General features: G+C 56.8%; 14 protein-coding genes and 1 tRNA gene. 3 read left to right on the top strand and 12 right to left on the bottom strand.

Going from position 1 to position 16,476, the window contains the following annotated elements:
* Positions 1-194 precede the first annotated feature (194 nt).
* A complete protein-coding gene (locus tag OVA03_RS00660) occupies positions 195-1,424 on the top strand; it encodes a tetratricopeptide repeat protein (protein ID WP_267526324.1) in 1,230 nt (409 codons plus the stop codon).
* Here the strand turns inward: OVA03_RS00660 and OVA03_RS00655 are convergent.
* The 8 genes from OVA03_RS00655 to OVA03_RS00620 form a co-directional block, all read right to left on the bottom strand.
* On the bottom strand, positions 1,421-2,290 hold the full coding sequence (locus OVA03_RS00655) for a transglycosylase SLT domain-containing protein (protein WP_420710448.1): 870 nt from the start codon (positions 2,288-2,290) through the stop codon (positions 1,421-1,423). The genes OVA03_RS00660 and OVA03_RS00655 overlap by 4 nt on opposite strands.
* Before the next feature lie 35 nt (positions 2,291-2,325).
* On the bottom strand, positions 2,326-3,414 hold the full coding sequence (locus OVA03_RS00650) for an NAD(P)/FAD-dependent oxidoreductase (RefSeq protein ID WP_267526323.1): 1,089 nt from the start codon (positions 3,412-3,414) through the stop codon (positions 2,326-2,328).
* A 109-nt stretch (positions 3,415-3,523) separates the two neighbouring features.
* A tRNA-His gene (locus OVA03_RS00645) sits at positions 3,524-3,599 on the bottom strand.
* A gap of 132 nt (positions 3,600-3,731) precedes the next feature.
* Positions 3,732-4,487: a M48 family metallopeptidase gene (locus tag OVA03_RS00640; RefSeq protein WP_267526322.1), complete on the bottom strand. Its 756-nt coding sequence runs from the start codon at positions 4,485-4,487 to the stop codon at positions 3,732-3,734.
* A 117-nt stretch (positions 4,488-4,604) separates the two neighbouring features.
* Positions 4,605-5,312 (bottom strand): energy transducer TonB, encoded by a 708-nt coding sequence (locus OVA03_RS00635; protein WP_267526321.1) that lies wholly within the window; start codon positions 5,310-5,312, stop codon positions 4,605-4,607.
* Between the two features lie 354 nt (positions 5,313-5,666).
* Positions 5,667-6,386 (bottom strand): TonB family protein, encoded by a 720-nt coding sequence (locus OVA03_RS00630; RefSeq protein WP_267526320.1) that lies wholly within the window; start codon positions 6,384-6,386, stop codon positions 5,667-5,669.
* A 16-nt stretch (positions 6,387-6,402) separates the two neighbouring features.
* Positions 6,403-6,837: a biopolymer transporter ExbD gene (locus tag OVA03_RS00625; RefSeq protein ID WP_267526319.1), complete on the bottom strand. Its 435-nt coding sequence runs from the start codon at positions 6,835-6,837 to the stop codon at positions 6,403-6,405.
* Positions 6,838-6,842: 5 nt separating this feature from the next.
* Positions 6,843-7,715: a MotA/TolQ/ExbB proton channel family protein gene (locus OVA03_RS00620; RefSeq protein ID WP_267526318.1), complete on the bottom strand. Its 873-nt coding sequence runs from the start codon at positions 7,713-7,715 to the stop codon at positions 6,843-6,845.
* A gap of 740 nt (positions 7,716-8,455) precedes the next feature.
* Here OVA03_RS00620 and OVA03_RS00615 point away from each other — a divergent pair.
* On the top strand, positions 8,456-9,826 hold the full coding sequence (locus tag OVA03_RS00615) for a phosphoesterase (RefSeq protein ID WP_267526317.1): 1,371 nt from the start codon (positions 8,456-8,458) through the stop codon (positions 9,824-9,826).
* A gap of 123 nt (positions 9,827-9,949) precedes the next feature.
* Here the strand turns inward: OVA03_RS00615 and OVA03_RS00610 are convergent, their stop codons facing one another.
* On the bottom strand, positions 9,950-12,709 hold the full coding sequence (locus tag OVA03_RS00610; RefSeq protein WP_267526316.1) for a TonB-dependent receptor: 2,760 nt from the start codon (positions 12,707-12,709) through the stop codon (positions 9,950-9,952).
* Positions 12,710-12,916: 207 nt separating this feature from the next.
* On the opposite strand from OVA03_RS00610, the gene OVA03_RS00605 reads away from it, so the two are divergent.
* Positions 12,917-14,008: a phosphatidylinositol-specific phospholipase C1-like protein gene (locus OVA03_RS00605; protein ID WP_267526315.1), complete on the top strand. Its 1,092-nt coding sequence runs from the start codon at positions 12,917-12,919 to the stop codon at positions 14,006-14,008.
* Here the strand turns inward: OVA03_RS00605 and OVA03_RS00600 are convergent.
* From OVA03_RS00600 to OVA03_RS00590, 3 genes are read right to left on the bottom strand one after another with little or no spacing between them, the layout of a single operon-like run.
* A complete protein-coding gene (locus OVA03_RS00600; protein WP_267526314.1) occupies positions 14,005-14,733 on the bottom strand; it encodes an N-formylglutamate amidohydrolase in 729 nt (242 codons plus the stop codon). The two genes, OVA03_RS00605 and OVA03_RS00600, sit on opposite strands and share 4 nt — an antisense overlap.
* Positions 14,730-15,542 carry a transglutaminase-like domain-containing protein gene (locus OVA03_RS00595; RefSeq protein ID WP_267526313.1) on the bottom strand — a complete coding sequence of 271 codons (813 nt, stop codon included), beginning with the start codon at positions 15,540-15,542 and terminating at the stop codon, positions 14,730-14,732. Before OVA03_RS00595 ends, OVA03_RS00600 begins: the two co-directional genes overlap by 4 nt.
* Before the next feature lie 9 nt (positions 15,543-15,551).
* The gene (locus OVA03_RS00590) at positions 15,552-16,457 is read right to left on the bottom strand and encodes a transglutaminase family protein (RefSeq protein ID WP_267526312.1); all 906 of its coding nucleotides are present in this window, start codon (positions 16,455-16,457) and stop codon (positions 15,552-15,554) included.
* Positions 16,458-16,476: the final 19 nt, after the last annotated feature.

Below are 16,476 nucleotides of genomic sequence, written 5' to 3'. Positions count from 1 at the left end.
TCACCGCTGCGGTTTTGTGTACGCCCCATGTTGCGAATACGCAGACTGAGACTGCTCAGAAAACGCCTTCAGAGGCCGTTAAACCAGCGAATCGGGCCGAAGGTGATATCACGACCGTTACGGTGTTTGGGAAACTCACCCCTCCAACCGACTCCCTGACGATTGATGTAAGTTCCGCATCCTCTTGCGGCTTTATGTCATCGACCGGTTCCACGTTCGACGGCTATGCGCGTCGCGCCATCCGTGAAGGCAGTGACGATTATAGATTCAGTACCAGCAGTCCCTATGGCGATGCCTCACGCGAATACAATGCGTTCTATCTTCGCGACACCAGCCGTTCACTAAATGGGCTCGCCGGTCGGGGACCGTACAACAGGGGATGCGGCCCCGCAGATTATGGTTTCGCTGCAGGGCGCGCTCATATACGCGCTCGCGACACCACTATGCGCGAAGCGGTTGATCTGTACAATGCCGGAAAATACCCAGAATCTCTGGCGATGTTCAAAAAGTCATATAGCAAGATAGGGTATCATGAGGCCGCACTCATGATCGCCAAAATGCACCTTTATGGTGTTGGCACTGAGAAGAATGTCCCCGAAGCCATAAAATGGTATGAAAAACTGGCGCTGCAACCCAACCGGTCAAGTTATAAGACGACCTCAGATTACATGACGCCCATGGTCGAAGCGTCTATGACACTGGCTAAGATCCATCTGATCGGTTTTGATGTCCCCAAAGACCCAAAGGCCGCCCGTAAATGGTTCGACCATGCCTATGACGTTGGTTACGCTCCGGCAGGTAAGACTCTGGGAGATATGTACTATTTCGGCTACGACACGCCGCGCGATCTGGGCAAGGCTGTAAAACACTACACGGATACCGCCAGCCACGGTTACGCGCCCGCCCAATACGCGCTGGCCAATATCCTCTATTCCGGCGAAGAAACGATAAAGGCTAATCCCAAAACCGCGCTGGACTGGTACTGGCACGCCGCCAGGCAAAAGCACCCCGGAGCGACCTATGCTGTGGCGCGGGCCTATGATCTGGGCGAGAACGTCAAGGCCGATCCAGATCGGGCTTTGAGCCTCTATAAGGAAGCGGCGATTGGTGGCGACGGTGACGCCCAGAACGCGCTGGGCACTTACTTTTACAACGGCCAGATATTGCCCAAGGATCAGGTCATGGCCCGCAAATGGTTTGAAGCCGCCGCCGTGCGCGGTCAGGCCGACGGCATGTTTAACCTGGGGGTCATGATGATGAAGGGCGAAGGCGGCGAGACTGACCACACCAAGGCTTATGCGTGGCTGACGCTGGCGCAGACAGCCGGTCACCCCAATGCCGAAGCCGTGCTCAAAATTCTGAAAGGTCGGATGACACCGGCTGAAAAAGCCGCTGCCGAGGCCCTGCTGGCCCCGCAAGTTTAGCCAAACAGCCCGCTCTTATCCTGTTGGTCTTCGTCCTTTTCCGGGCCGAAGGCCGACAGGAGTTGAGTCTGGAACAGCAGGCCCTTATCGCCGTTGTCTGAGCCGAACATCATGTCCAGCAACGCCTGATTGGCATCAACCCGCTGGGCGCGCGCCACCAGAAACCCGCTTAAGCTTTCCTCGATCGCATCGGGTTGCATATCCGGCATAGTCACCGCCCCACCCGCCTTGCTGGTCAGGTTGGCCATGACTTCGGCCACGGTCGCCGCCCGGCCCTGCTTATAGAATATCGAGCGATTAGCCGCGGCTGCCTGCGGGAACAGAGCTGCCGCCGATGCCCCCGGCCGGCTGTCATGGGCTTGCATCAATTGCGCAGCCCCCGCCGGCCCCAGAAAGTGCGCGGCATATAGCTCACCCGCCGACGGATTACGCCCCGTCCGGCCTTTCAGATAGGCGGCATTACCCGCCGTCAGTTCCGCGCCCATGGTTGAGGCGGCGGTGGCGTCATAGCGCAAACCCAGCACCTGCTTACGGGCGGCGCTATCGGGCACGCTGTAGCGGCCATTAGCGCCCTTGACGATCTGATTGGCATAGGCCCCATAGCCGTGCTTGGCCCCGTGGCTTTTGACCGTGGCCAGCCAGGTCTGTTCGATAAACTGAAACAGGCCCGCCGCCGAAGACGTTGGGGCCTTGGCGCGCGGATTAAGCGAGCTTTCGCGCTGGGCGGTCTTGACCAGATAGCTGAAATCCACGCCGGTCGTCTGCGAAGCCCGTTGCAGGGCTTGCATGACCGGATTGGTGTTTGCTGTCCCCTTAGTTTGGGCCGCAGCTTCACCGCCTGATGTGGGAATCAAACCGAATTTCATACGGCAAATTTTGCCGCCTTATGGTTAACTGGGGGTTAATTAAACCTATTCGGGTCATATAGCCCGGCATCGTCCGGCAAAGTTACACCGGTCAGACCCGCGATAATCGCTTCGGCGGCATAGGGTCCGTAGATCCAGCCATTGCGGCGCATCCCTGTGGCCACCCATACGCCAGACGCCGCATCCTGACCGATCAGCGGCCAGTGATCGGGACTGGCGGCCCGCACCCCTACCCGCGCCACCGCGTCATCATCAATCGCGGCCATAAGTCCGGATGTGAACTTCAGCGACTTGTCCTTCAGCGACGCGACCGCGTTATCTTCGATATCCAAATCGCTGCGTCCAGTCTGCATGGTCGCGCCGAACTTCGACAAGCCATCATAGAATACAAAATAACCCCATGGTGAGCGCACCATACGTCCCGCTAAAGCTGAATCGGATTTGCGCGCCATATCCAGCAAATGCCCTTTGATCGGCGACAGGGTCGACAGCGACGGCACATCCGTAGAAAAACGCGCCGAGCCAAAGCCTGCACACACCACCACATGACCGGCGCTTAAGTGTTCATCACCCGCGAGCACGACCTCATGAGCTGTGACCTTAAGGACATTCCCCTCACGCCACTGCCCGCCGCGCTCAAGGAACAGGTTCTTGAGATAGGCCAAAACCGGCTCAGGCGAAATCACCCAGTCACCGGAAATCTCAATCCCTAAAAACGGCGCATCATAGCCAATCGCCCCAAGGCTCGCGTCCGTCATCAGCTTGGCGCGCGCCCCCATGTCGGTAAAGCGTTTCAGCATGTCATCCGCCGTGGGCCCCGGCTCCCACAACCATATGCCGGGCTGCGCCATTTCAAGCACAGCGGTCAGCCCAATGCCGTCCGCAAAGGCCGTCCAGGATTTCTGCGCGGTCGCATAGCGCGCAAAACTCAAATGAGGATCGGCTTCGGTCATGGCCTCCAGCGTCGGCGCGACCATCCCCGCCGACATGGCCGAGGTCGTGGCCATCACGTCGTCCTTGGCCACAATCGTCGCCGACAGCCCCAGATCAAGCGCGCGCAAGCCCACACACAGGCCCACTATGCCGCCGCCGATTATGATTACGCTATAGGGTGATGCCGTCATCGCATATCCGCTTTGTATGGAATGGCGCCTGTTTAAACATTCGACATTACCTACGCCACACAAGAATGGCGGCTTGCGGCAATATGACCATTTACGGAAAGGTTGGTGATGGTACCGTCTGCTGGTTTCGAACCAGCTACCTCCAGAGCCACAATCTGGCGCTCTACCAAGTGAGCTAAGACGGCACGCTATCACAAGACATAGCTTACACGACACAATGTCAGGGCGCTGTCTCTAACCGAGGCCGCGTCCGTGATCAAGTGCGAAGTTATGCCAAAGGCACAATTATGCCCAGTAAAGACTTAAGGCCATCGGGATCAGCTATAGCCCTTCGACTTGATATAGGCTTGCAATTGGCTGATGCGGGTGTCATCCGATGGATGGGTCGATAAAAACTGTGGCTGAGCCCCGCCGGTGCGTTGCGCGGCCATATTGCGCCACAGGGCGATCGATTCAGACGGTTTGTAACCGGCCTTGGCCATCAGATCGACGCCGATCTTATCAGCCTCAAGTTCATGCTGGCGCGAGAACGGCAGTATAACGCCCAGTTGCGCCCCGATGCCGCCGTAGCTTGAGATCACCTGTTGGGTGCGGCCGGATGTGGCCCCGGCAGCGACCTGAATACCGACCGAGGTGGCCACCTGCTGGGAATAACGCTCAGCCGCATGTTGCGCGATATTGTGGCCGGTTTCGTGACCCAGAACCGCGGCCAGTTGATCATCGTTTTTGACGACCTTGAACAGGCCGGAATTGACACCGACCTTGTTGCCGGGAATGACAAACGCATTAGGTTGAGGGTTATCGAACACGACATATTCCCACGCCTGCCCCGACAAACCCGCGGCCTGAACGATGCGGGCACCAACGGTTTTCACCCGGCGGTTCATCTCGGCGTCATTGGAAATCTTGGAGGTCTTGAGCGTTTCCTGCCAGGCCGCCATGGCGGGCTCGGCCAATTGCGCATTGTCAACCAGCAGCAATTGTGACCGCCCAAGCGTTTCATTGGTAGTGCAGGCCGCAACCGACGCCAGCGCAAGGGCGGCTATGCCTGCGAATATATGCTTTGAGTTCATGAGCGATGTCACCTGATGCCTGTTCCAATTTTCGCGAAGTATCGCCCAGCCCGTATCAAATTACAATCAGCAATCTTCAGAGCCTTTAGCCCGAAGACTGCCTGTGTATTCCGCAGATCAGTCAAGCGACCAGCGATAACGGATCTTCATCTTGTCACCGTCACGTAACGCACCATTGGCCGTTTGCGGTTTGGCGCGGGCGTGCGCAACCAGCAGGTTCACGGTTGCCTGACCAAAGCCGTACTTGGCCGGATTTTCAGACAAAACCGCACAGGCCGTAATCTTGCCTAACGCGTTGAAGGTACATTCCACCAGCGCCTCGCCCTCAACTTCGCCGTCGAGGGCGCGTTTGGGGTAATAGCTCAGCGCTGCCTCCCCGGTCGGATAGCTGGCCCACTGCGCCTTGACATAGGGCGACGCAGCCGGTTGCGATGACGTGCCCGTAGTTTCAGTTGGCACACCGGTCGTTATCGTCACGGGCGGCGATGTCGTGACCACCGGGCCGGGATCAACCGTTGACGGCTCCACCGAGATCGGCGGCGAGGCCAGCGGGGTGATCGGGGATTTATGCAGATCGATGGGCGGTGATTTCGGTTGTGGCGTGGGCGGTGGCGGCGCAAACCTGACCATAACGCCCTTGGTTACGACTTCCGGCGGTTGCGGCGGCAGTTCAATCATCTGAAAATTCTGATTGATCAGATAGACCGCAATCCCCGCATGCAGCAGGGCTGCAACGCCCAGCCCGGCCAAAACGGACGGTGATAACCGGCGATGAACGGTCGTTGCAAACAGCGGATGATAAACATTATGCGCCACTTCGGACATGATAAACCCCTGTAAAAGGTCGTGACGCCCTTTGGTCGGTTGCGTCCGTCATGCCACATATCTGGGCCACCGGCATTAAGCGCAGCAAGCCCGAAAGGCCAAAATATCAAGCGGCTTTGGCCACGACATCGTGACACACAAAAGCTCATGAACCCTAAGAACGACAGGACTTATGGTTGTTGCGCCTCCCCAATCTGACGCTGGGGAATGCAGCATCAGAGTACCGCAGAATTTTGCGTCTCAAAGTCAATAAACTGTGATCACAAAAACTCGCGCCCCGCACGAACCACGTTGACATAGAAAAACACCCCGCAGTGGCCTGCGGGGTGTTTCTTTTAGTGGGGATCGAACGGATTAGTTCAAGGTCCAGCGATAGCGGATCTTAATCTTATCACCGTCTCGGATAGCACCGTCAGAGGTCTGAGGCTTAGCGCGCGCATAACGCACCAGAAGCTTCACGGTTTGCTCACCAAACTTATAGCCCGCAGGCTTTTCGCTGATGACTGTACAGGCCGTGACCTTACCATTGGTTGCCAAAGAACATTCAACGGTGGCTTCACCTTCGACTTCACCGTCTAAAGCGCGCGGTGGGTAGAAGTTGAGCGCGGCATCACCCGAAGGATAGTTTGCCCATTCCGCTTTCACGTAACGCGGTCCAGCAGGAACCACGGGTGCAGGCGGCGGCGGCGGTCCGGGGATGACTTGAGGGGGCCCCTCATATTCAACCCGGTCTTCCTTCTTGGTCGGCTCGATCCGGATAGGTTCCGGTGCCGGTACGTCCGTCACAACCGGCTCACGAATCTGGAGCTTGGGCGGTGGCGGCGGCAAGTCGGGTGGTGGTGGCGGAGGCGGCGGAGGCGGCGGCGGAGGTGGCAGAAGCTCCTCCAGCGTCGTATCTATCTTCTCATCCACATACTGGACTTCTTTGATCTCGAACTTTTCTTTGTAGATATAGTACCCGAGAGCAACGTGGAATACGGCGGCAACACCGACACCGATAAAGATAGCACCCTTGTTCTTATTAGGGGGCGGATCCAGAATCGGGTCGCGGCGTCTGTGGGGGGTCTCTTCCATAGTGTCTGGGCCCTCCTTACTTGTTACCGTCTTCGCCGACCAGAGCCACACTGTAGAAACCACTGTCCTGCAATGCGTTCATGACTTCCATGAAGGTGCCGTAGCGAACCTTCTTGTCAGCACGAATAAAGATGCGCTCTTCATCGGGATTACGCTTACCAATCAGACGCTTCAGATCTGCACCTAAGCCATCGACTGATGTGGGACCGTCACCGATAAACAAATCACCATCAGCTTGGATGGAGATGAATACCGGTTTGGGCGGGTTTTCTTGCGGTGGGGCGACGGCTGTTGGCATTTGAACTTCTACCGACACAGTGGCCATAGGGGCGGCCACCATGAAGATAATCAAAAGCACCAGCATGATGTCGACGAACGGCGTAACGTTAATTTCGCTGTTCTGCTCGATATGAAACTTCGAGCCGCCGCCACCTGATAGCTTGGCTCCCATCTAAATTACGCCCCTTTGTCGAGTTGACGCGACAGCGTATTCATCAGTTCCGAAACAAATTGCTCCGAACGGGTGCCGTAAGCAGCGATCATGGTGTTGAAGATGTTGTACATGGCAACGGCCGGAATAGCGGCAGCCAGACCAATACCCGTAGCCAGAAGAGCTTCAGCGATACCCGGCGCCACAACGGCCAGGTTGGTGGTGTTGGTGTTCGCGATACCGATGAAGGAGTTCATGATCCCGTAAACCGTACCGAACAGACCAATGAATGGCCCAAGCGACCCGGTCGAAGCCAGGAAGGTCAAGCCACCCGAAAGGCGCTTGGACAGACCGGCTTGAACGGCGTTGATCGAAGATTCAGCGCGGTGCAGGGTCGAGTCACGGTGTTCACCGGAGATCGACAGACCCGCGGACTTGGATATCTGAACTTCTTCGGTCGCCACAGCGGCCATATCGGCCATCGGGTTACCGGCAAATTCGTCAGACACCGAAACGCGGTTGATGTCAGCGATCGAGCGGGCGCCGCGGAAAGCTTCGAGGTAGTTGTTCGAGGCTTTGTTCAGGCTGCTGAATTCGATCATCTTGACGACCAGGATAATCCAGGACAGGACGGACATCAGCACGAGGCCGATCATCACGACCTTAACGACCGGCACGGCCATCATGAACATGCCGGCGACGGTCAGATCACCGTGACCAGCTTCGGCCGGAGCCGCAGCGTCATCAGCCGGAGCCGCAGCCGGTGCAGATTCTGGGGCCGGAGCCGCTTCAGCCGCCGGAGTAGCCGGAGCCGCGGCCACCAGGCTGGGGACACTCATGAACAGTGCAGCCGCACCGAGCAGAGCAATGAGAGGGTTGTGTTTCTTGTGTTCGAGCATTTTTCGCCAATTCCTGAATTAGGACGTGACCCGTAACGGGCTGACCAAGGACTAAAGGGGGAAGCGTTTACCCCGTGTTAAAACCAAATTCCCCTCAAAAAAATCCGGACCGTTTGGCCCGTCTTTGCCCTCTTGGGGAATCTTTTTGCGTTACAACGGCCCATACTGAGTTCTAAAACTGCTCTGTCAGGGCCTTATGCACACACAATGCGTAGCCATTATGAACCATTAAGGTACAAATGGCGATCACTTTGTTACTCCCAACAATGTGATTTGTGATTAAAAAAGCCGCGCTTGCGTTAAACGTCAAGCTGTTTAAAGCGACTTTTTGAGGCATTTCCTTCCCCATTTCGCAGACCGGCGCATAAGGAAATTATAAAAGATCAAATATGTCCGCAGCTTAACCGAATTGTGGCGAATGAAATTAATTAAGAACCTATTTGACTTTTTTTCGCATTGGCACTGTCACCTGCACAATTACACACGCATAAGGGGAAAACGGAACCGTCGTTACCGCTACCACGCGAGCGGCGAGGCGTGCAAAAGTGACACAAATATGTTACAAATGAGCAACTTGTCTGACTTTGCCCATTTCGGATGTGCGAATCTCAACGCACCCGTCTGGTCAACACCTATCGCGGTCGGCGTGATGGCTGATAGCATCTGTATAAACAGCTATACCGTTACAAAACCGTCAAACAGGCTCGCTATGGCAGGCTTATCTGGATAAGGACATCGCCATGCGCCCGTTATATGCCACCCTCACCTCAATTCTGGCTCTGATGGCGGCTACGGCCCACGCCGAGCCCATGCGTCAGTGGCTGGCCGGGGATCACCATGTCCACAGCCGCTTTTCGGGTAAGGTCAAGGATGGCCAGTATGTGCTGGGCACGGACGGTATCTACACCATCCCGAAAAATGCCGAGATGGCGCAAAAGTACGGGCTAAAGTGGTTTGTCTCGACCGATCACGGCGGGCTTGGGTTGTCGCAACTGCACTATGACCAGACCTGGCCGGAAGTGGTTGAAGCGCGTAAGTCGATGCCTGACCTTATTATCTTTTACGGCATGGAGTTCGATACGCCGGGTGGGGATCATTCGTCGATCATTCTGCCGATAGGTGCCGATGAGCGCGAACGCCTGCGCCGCTTGGAGCAAGCCTATTCCAAGCATGAGGTTGATGATCCCACGCGCGATTCAACCGAAAACATGCTGAAAGCCCTGCGCGACATGGACGGCTTGACACCCAAACCGCTGGTCTTTGCGCATCATCCGTCGCGTTCGGCAAAAGGCGCCTCCGACTATAATGGTCATACGCCGTGGGAACTGCGCGCGTGGCATGACACGGCCCCCAGCGTCGCCGTTGGCATGGAAGGCGCGCCGGGCCATCAGGGCACCTCGCTGAAGGCCACCGACAGTCCTCGTAAGCGTGGCTACTATGTCAATTCACCGACCTACGGCGGCTTTGATATTATGACGGCTAAGGTCGGCGGGGTGTGGGATTCGTTCCTCGGCGAAGGCCGCCGTTTCTGGATCACGCCCACGTCGGATTCTCACCGCAATATCGAAGACGGCGGCGAAGATTTTTGGCCCGGTCAGTACGCCAAGACATACGTGTGGGCAGCCCCTGATCAGGCCGACATTATGGATGGTCTGCGAAATGGCCGGATTTTTGTGGCGCCCGGCGACCTGATCAGCGAGCTGGATATGGATATCGCGGGTGCCAACGTCGGCGACACGGCCCTGGTCAAGGCCGGACAGACCGTGACGCTTAAGGTGCGTCTGCGCGATCCGGCGGGCCCCAATGCCAACGGCGACCGGCCAGAGCTTAAGCGCGTCGATGTGATCATGGGAGATATCACCGGCAAGGCGGATACAAAGGCCGACAGCAATCCGACCACGCGCGTTGTCAAGCGCTTTACCTCTGCCGACTGGACGCGCGACGGTGAGATCATCACCTTCAACTATTCATTCAAAGCTGAACGCGACGGCTATGTCCGCCTGCGTGGCACCGCGACCGACGAACTGGAACCGCAGGCCGATCCGCTGGGCGAAAACCCGTGGCCGGATTTGTGGTTTTATTCCAACCCAGTGTTTATTGAGGTGAAATAGTTAGCGCCCACCACCCCACTAAAATACCCCCGAAGCTGTAAGCTCCGGGGGTATTTTCTTGTTAAACCTCACCCCACCCGAAAGTATATTGACCAACGGCCAATAACTTTGGGGTGAGTTTAACTAGAACTGCATGCTGACGCCGACAAAGACCGTCTTGCCAGACGTGGTGGTATTCCACAGGCGCTTGGCACCCGTTTCACCCGCGCCCGGCCAGTAGCTATTGTACTGGATTTCTTTCTCGTCGGTCAGGTTAATACCATCCAGTGTCAGGCGGATTGATGGCGTGATCTGCCAGAAGGCCGCCGCATCCACATAGGTGGTCGAGGCAAACCCGCCGCCGTCGATCAGGTAATCCGAACGGAAATTCTCGGAAACCCGTGCGCCCCAGGTCGAGGTTTCGTAGTAGATCGTCAGGTTGTGGTTGACGTCCGACATACCATAGATCGATGTTTTTTCCGTCTTGGTGTAGAGCGAACCGTAAAGATTATTCGTCTCCATCTCCGACTTGATGAAGGTCATGTTGGCGACTACACCGAAGTTATTGAACGGTGCCGGCAGGAAGAAGAAATCCGTCTGACCGCTGATTTCAAGGCCGGTCAACTTGGCGTCCTTGGCATTGATAGGGCGGGTATAGGTCGTGACATTGCTGTCCGCGGTAAGCCCGTCCACCAGATCAGTCGGCAAGCCCGTTTGTGAGTACGGAATGTTGCTTTCAGTTTTATTGACGATAAAGCCGTCAATTTTCTTGTGGAACACGCCAGCCGTGACCATACCTACGCCCCCGAAATACCACTCACCTGCCAGATCGAATTCGTCCGAAGTATAGGGCTCAAGGTTCGGGTTACCGGTCGAAACCGTCAAGGTGTTGGCGGTTTCATCAAGGCTAACCGAGCCGTTTAGGGCATAGGATGTCAGGGATGGACGGTTGAGGTTCTGCGCCACGGCCGCACGTACCTGGAAGCTATCGCTGATTTCCATGACGGCGTTGAAGGACGGGAGGGTGCCAGAATAAGACTTTGATGACGTAACCGGTGTGGTGGCACCATTAACACTCATGAAGCCCTTAGAGGTCAGTTCGGTCTCATAACCGCGCATACCGACGTTACCACGCACCGGCTTACCGAACAGATCGCCCTTCCAATCCATTTGAATGTAAGCTGCGTTAGTGTCTTCGGTGACGCTGTAGTTTGACGACGCCACCAGATTAACCGTGCGGGTGATGTTATAGTTTTCCAGCGCCTTGTCGAAGTCGGCGATGACCCAGTCCTGATCATCGTGATCTGTGAAAACTTTATAGTAGTTGGTCACGCGGTCATCGACCGAGCCGTTCTGCCAGGACGACAGCAAAACGTTGTCATTGGTATATTGGCGGCCGGAATTGGTAAAGCCGCGGAATGACAGACCAGCCTTAATGGTCAGGTCATCTCTGACTTCATAAGCGCCGTTGAGCTCGGCATTTTCCAGTTCCGTCGATTGATAAGTCGATGAGAAGTCAATTTCATGGGCGCGGTAGTTGTTCGGGTCGGTCGTATCCCACTTATAGGTATTTTTGGCATAGAATTGATCGACGCGGTAATCGGTTATCAGGCCGCCAAAAGCTTCCATGTAGAACTTGTCCGATACCGGAATATCGTAGTCCGAGGTTTCCTTACCCAGATGGCCGTTGATATTCAGCTTATCAGATACCTGCCAGTTACCGGACAGGACAAACTGATCAAAGGTATTTTCGGTAGTCTGGCGACGTGTTTCCGTGGCGAATACCGTGTTTTCGACATCAGCATAGACGACCGAGTTATATTTGTCATACTGGATCGAATTGAGGACTGGTGCCGGACTGACCAAAGATCCGGAGTGCGGCGTAGAGTTACCCAGAATGGTCGAACCTACGCTGGCGCGGGTGGCCAGGTGCAGTTCATCGCGGTCATTGGTGAATTCACCATGCAGCGCATCCAGAGTAAAGGTCAGGTTTTCGATCGGGCGCCATTGCAGGGCCGCAGTAATACCGAGACGCTCCTGCTCCGAGCCCCAAACCGACAGGCGGTTGCCGCGTTGGAACACCAGTTGCCCTGCCCGTGCCTTGGTCTGATCTTCAGGACTCAGGTTGACGACGTTAGCCGCCGTGGCGACCTGACGACCCGCGCCGTAGGTATTGTATCCCTGTTCCTGCGTGTCGCGCTGACCGTAGGCGACCGAGATTAATGCGCCAAACTTGCCTTCATGATTCCACGACAGCATCCCTGCGCCACGCTTCTGGAAGTCTTCGGTGTTGGTATTGGTGCCGCCTTGCAGCGAGAACGCGCCTTTCAGACCGGTCTTGTAGTCGAACGGCTTGGCGGTATAGAGGCCAACGGTGCCAGCCATGCCGCCTTCATCCTGCTCAGCCGAGAAGGACTTCTTGACATCAACCTTGTTGAACAGGTCAGAGGCAAACAGGTTGAAGTCGAAAGCGCGGTCGCGTGACGTCTGACCGCGGCTGTCCATCGGCGAGTCAACATTGCCCAGCACTTCCATGCCGTTCAATTGTACGCGGGTAAAATCAGGACCCAGACCGCGCAGAGACACGCGGCGGCCCTCGCCACCTTCACGGTTGATCGCCACACCCGGCAGGCGTTGAAGCGATTCCGCCAGATTCAGATCCGGGAACTTAGCCATATCTTCGGCGACGATAACATCAGCGACCACGTCCGAATTGCGCTTTAAAGCGCGGGCCTGACCCAGAGACTTGCGGAAACCGCGCACGACCACTTCCTGAACATCGCTGTCATTGGTCTGAACGGCGGTTTCGGTTGCTTCCTGCGCATAGGCTGCACCACTAACCAGCGACAGGGCGAGCACGCTGAGCGCGGCACTCGACCACAGCGAAGAATTCGATTTTGACATATTAAGAACTCCATTATGCCGCGATCATGGGGAGGTGCGGCCTATGGAGCGCCCGTTATGGCTAAATTGTGAACGGGATTTTGCGGATTTATGGCAGATATATGAATTACCATTTTACCCAACGATATCGGGAGCGAATTTGCGTATTTGTCATGTTACCGTGGTACGGCGGACACATACCAATTTACAGCCAGCACGAGTTGACCCATGCGCCGCCCCCTCATAACACTGTTCTTTGCCTGCCTTGCCACATCAGCGATAGCGCGGGATTTAGAGCCTTCCGCCGCTTCACACCTGCGCATGAATGACCTGCAGGCGATTGGTACGCACAACAGTTACAAAGTTGCCATACCACCGGCGGAACTGGCCATGATTGCCACCCGCTCTGAGCAGGCGGCCCGCGCACTCGATTACGGCCATTTGCCGCTGAAAGATCAGCTTGATCTGGGGATGCGCCAGCTTGAGATCGACGTGCTCTACGACCCCGACGGTGGGCGCTATGCCCGCCCGCGCCTGCCGCAATTGAGCGGTGTGGCCTATGACGCGACCGGCATGGATAAGCCCGGCTATAAGGTGCTGCACATGCCCGATGCCGATGTCCGCAGCCAGTGCGCGACCTTTGTTCTGTGTCTTAAGCAGGTCAAGGCCTGGTCGGACGCGCACCCCAAACATGTGCCGATCCTGATCATGATGAACGCTAAGGACGGTAAATCAACCGTGGACGGCGGCACCAATGCGCTTGATTATGATGCCAAGGCCTTTGATGCGCTCGACGGTGAAATTCGCTCGGTGTTCGGCCCTGACAGGTTGATCACACCCGATGATGTGCGTGGCAATCATAAAACCCTGCGCGACGGGGTTCTGGCCAGTGGACCTAAAAGCGGTTGGCCGACACTGGAGGCGGCGCGAGGCAAGGTGTTCTTCGCCCTCGATGAAGGCCCCGCCAAGGTCGCCGTCTACATGCGCGACCACACGTCACTCGAAGGGCTGCCGGTGTTTGTCAATTCACTCAGCGAAACCGCCGACCACGCCGCCTATTTCACGATGAACGATCCGGCCAAGCAGTTCGCCCGGATCCAGGCCGCGGTTAAGGCAGGCTTTATCGTCCGCACTCGGGCCGATGACTCCACCACAGAGGCCCGCACTAATGATCTCAGTCGGTTTGAGGCCGCGCTTAAATCCGGCGCACACTATATCTCCACCGACTATCCGACGCCGCGGCCTGAGTTTGGCCCTTATAAGGTCGTTCTGCCCGACGGTGCCGCCGCCCGCGCTAATCCGGTTCGGGTTAAACCCTAAAGCGCCTTAGAGAGACGATCTGCCCAAGCCTCAACGCCCGCTGCATCGCTGATTAAGTCCTGCCGGATTTCAATCATAACGGCCTCAATGCCTCGGTCATCGCCGTGGATCGGTATACCATAATCATCGTCCCGGCCGGTCTGGTAAGGCACATTAGCCCCCAGGACCAGACCCGGATCGCTCAGCCGCGCCAGCACCGCGTCACCATAGGTTTGCGCCTTGTCGAACAGCACTCCGCCATGCCAGCGACGCGCCTCACCATGATAAACCGGTGTGAAGCTGTGGATGCTGACGATGCGGGTTGGTCGCCCGCTTGCCTGCCGGTCATCCAGATGCGCGCTCACAAACGCATGGAAGGGATTGAAGATGCCCTCAATGCGGCTCTGACGTTCAGCTTCATCAATATTGATATTGCCAGGGATGTCCGTAGCTTCGGAGCGGGTAACAATGCTGGCCGGACTATGCAAAGGCCGGTTCAGGTCGATCAACAACCGCGAATACCCGCCCAAAACCGCCACCGCCCCCAGGGCATCCGACAGTCTGCGCGCGACCTCGGCCGCCCCGATATCCCAGGCGATATGGCGGCCGAGGTCAATCGCAGACAGGCCCAAACCGTTATAGCGCTCAGGAATAAAGTGTGACGCATGTTCGCACAGCAGCACGATGTCTGATGCCCCTGCGCGATTGCGCACCTCTACGGCGTCTGGCCAGTCTATAGGCCTCACGCGTAGCTGGCCTCTTCTGTGACCACGCTGAACTTAGTCAGCACGCCCGGCCCGAACTGAGTAGAGATCGCTACGTCCGTCGCATCACGCCCGATCGCCATCAATATCCGGCCCACGCGCGGTTTATTATGCCGGGCATCGGCCGTATACCAGTGCCCGCCCAAAAAGACCTCAAACCAACCGGAAAAATCCATCGGTGACGAACTGTGCTCAACCTTGATGTCGCCCAGATAGCCTGTGCAGTACCGCGCCGGAATATTCAGGCACCGGCACAGGGTCAGGGCCAGATGGGCAAAGTCACGGCACACGCCGACCTGTTGCTGATAACCATCAAAGGCGCTGCGGGTCTTATCAGCCATCTGATAGTCAAATCGAATGTGGTTATGGACGAAATTCAGCACGGCTTGCACCCGCGGCCAGCCTAGCGGCGTATGGCCAAACAGGTTCCAGGCAATGTCCCCCAGCTTATCGGTTTCGCAGTAACGTGACCCCAGCAGATAAAGTAAGACCTCATCGGGCAGGTCACGCACGTCGTGCTGAATGGCATCCAGCGGCACATAGTCAGGCCGGCCGGTATCGTGGATAAGAAATTCAGTCGATACCGTCATCGACCCAACAGGGGCGGTCACCCGCGTGCAGACATTGCCGAAGCTGTCGAGATAGTTCCAGGATTCGACCGCGGGTGAGAACACCACGTTCTGCGGCGTCAGCAGGTCGGCCCGCCGCGACGGGTGGATGTTCAGGCACAGCAGCATGGGCGTCGGCTGCGGGCACTCATAGGTCAGCTCATAGCCGGCTTTGATTTTCATAGGCGCCTTTCAGGGCAAGGAGGGAGGTTCATTCGCGTCGGCGTCAGTCAACGTCGTGACATGAACCTGAACGTCCATGCCTAAAAAATCTATGCGGCTTCCGGTATGGGTGCCCCATAAAGGGATAGCCTGGCGCGGTGTGCGGGTCACGCCAATTCGGATCAGGTCGCGGTTGCCAATAATACCGTTGGTCGGATCAAACTCGACCCACCCGGCCCCCGGCAGATAGACCTGCACCCAGGCATGGGTCGCCCCCCCGCCCAGCAGTTCGCTGCCATCGCGCATCGGCACATATATGTAGCCGGTTACGAACCTCGCCGCAAATCCCAGCGACCGGACGGCTTCCATCATCAGCAGCGCATAGTCCCGGCAGGTGCCGCTTAAGCTATAAAGCGTCATTTCCGGGGTCTGGGTGCCGGGATTATTGCGCCGTGCATATTTGAAGTCGTCATGAATGGCGTGGGTCATGGCCTCCAGAAGGGCGGCGGTATCGGTTGGGCCATTCGGATTGATGAACTTACGCGCCCACGCCTCCGTCATGCCGCCATCGCTATATTGCCGCTGCATCGAGGGCATAAGGTCAGGCAGGTCTTCTTCGTCATACTCAAATGGCCAGTGACGCGCCCCTTCTTCGGTGCGGTAATGTAGCCCCAGCAAAGGGGTATGCTCCAGCACCACCGAGGTTTCAAAGCGCAGATGATCGGCGGCTTCCCCAAAGCGCGCCACCGCTATGGAATTATTGAAGGCATCATGTATCCAGAACAGGTCGCTCGGCACCGGCGAGATGGTCAGGGATGACGAAATCAGGCGCTGATCGTGGCTGATGCGCGGCCGGAACATCAGCCGATGCTCACCAAAACCAACCGGACGGCGGTAATTATACTGGGTGATATGATGCACCCGAAGCAGAGTCATGGTGCGTCTCCTTTATGTG

This window comes from Asticcacaulis sp. SL142, assembly GCF_026625745.1.
Taxonomy (GTDB): Bacteria; Pseudomonadota; Alphaproteobacteria; order Caulobacterales; family Caulobacteraceae; genus Asticcacaulis.
Note: the sequence above shows the minus strand (reverse complement) of the source record. Positions and strands in the feature narration are given on the sequence as shown.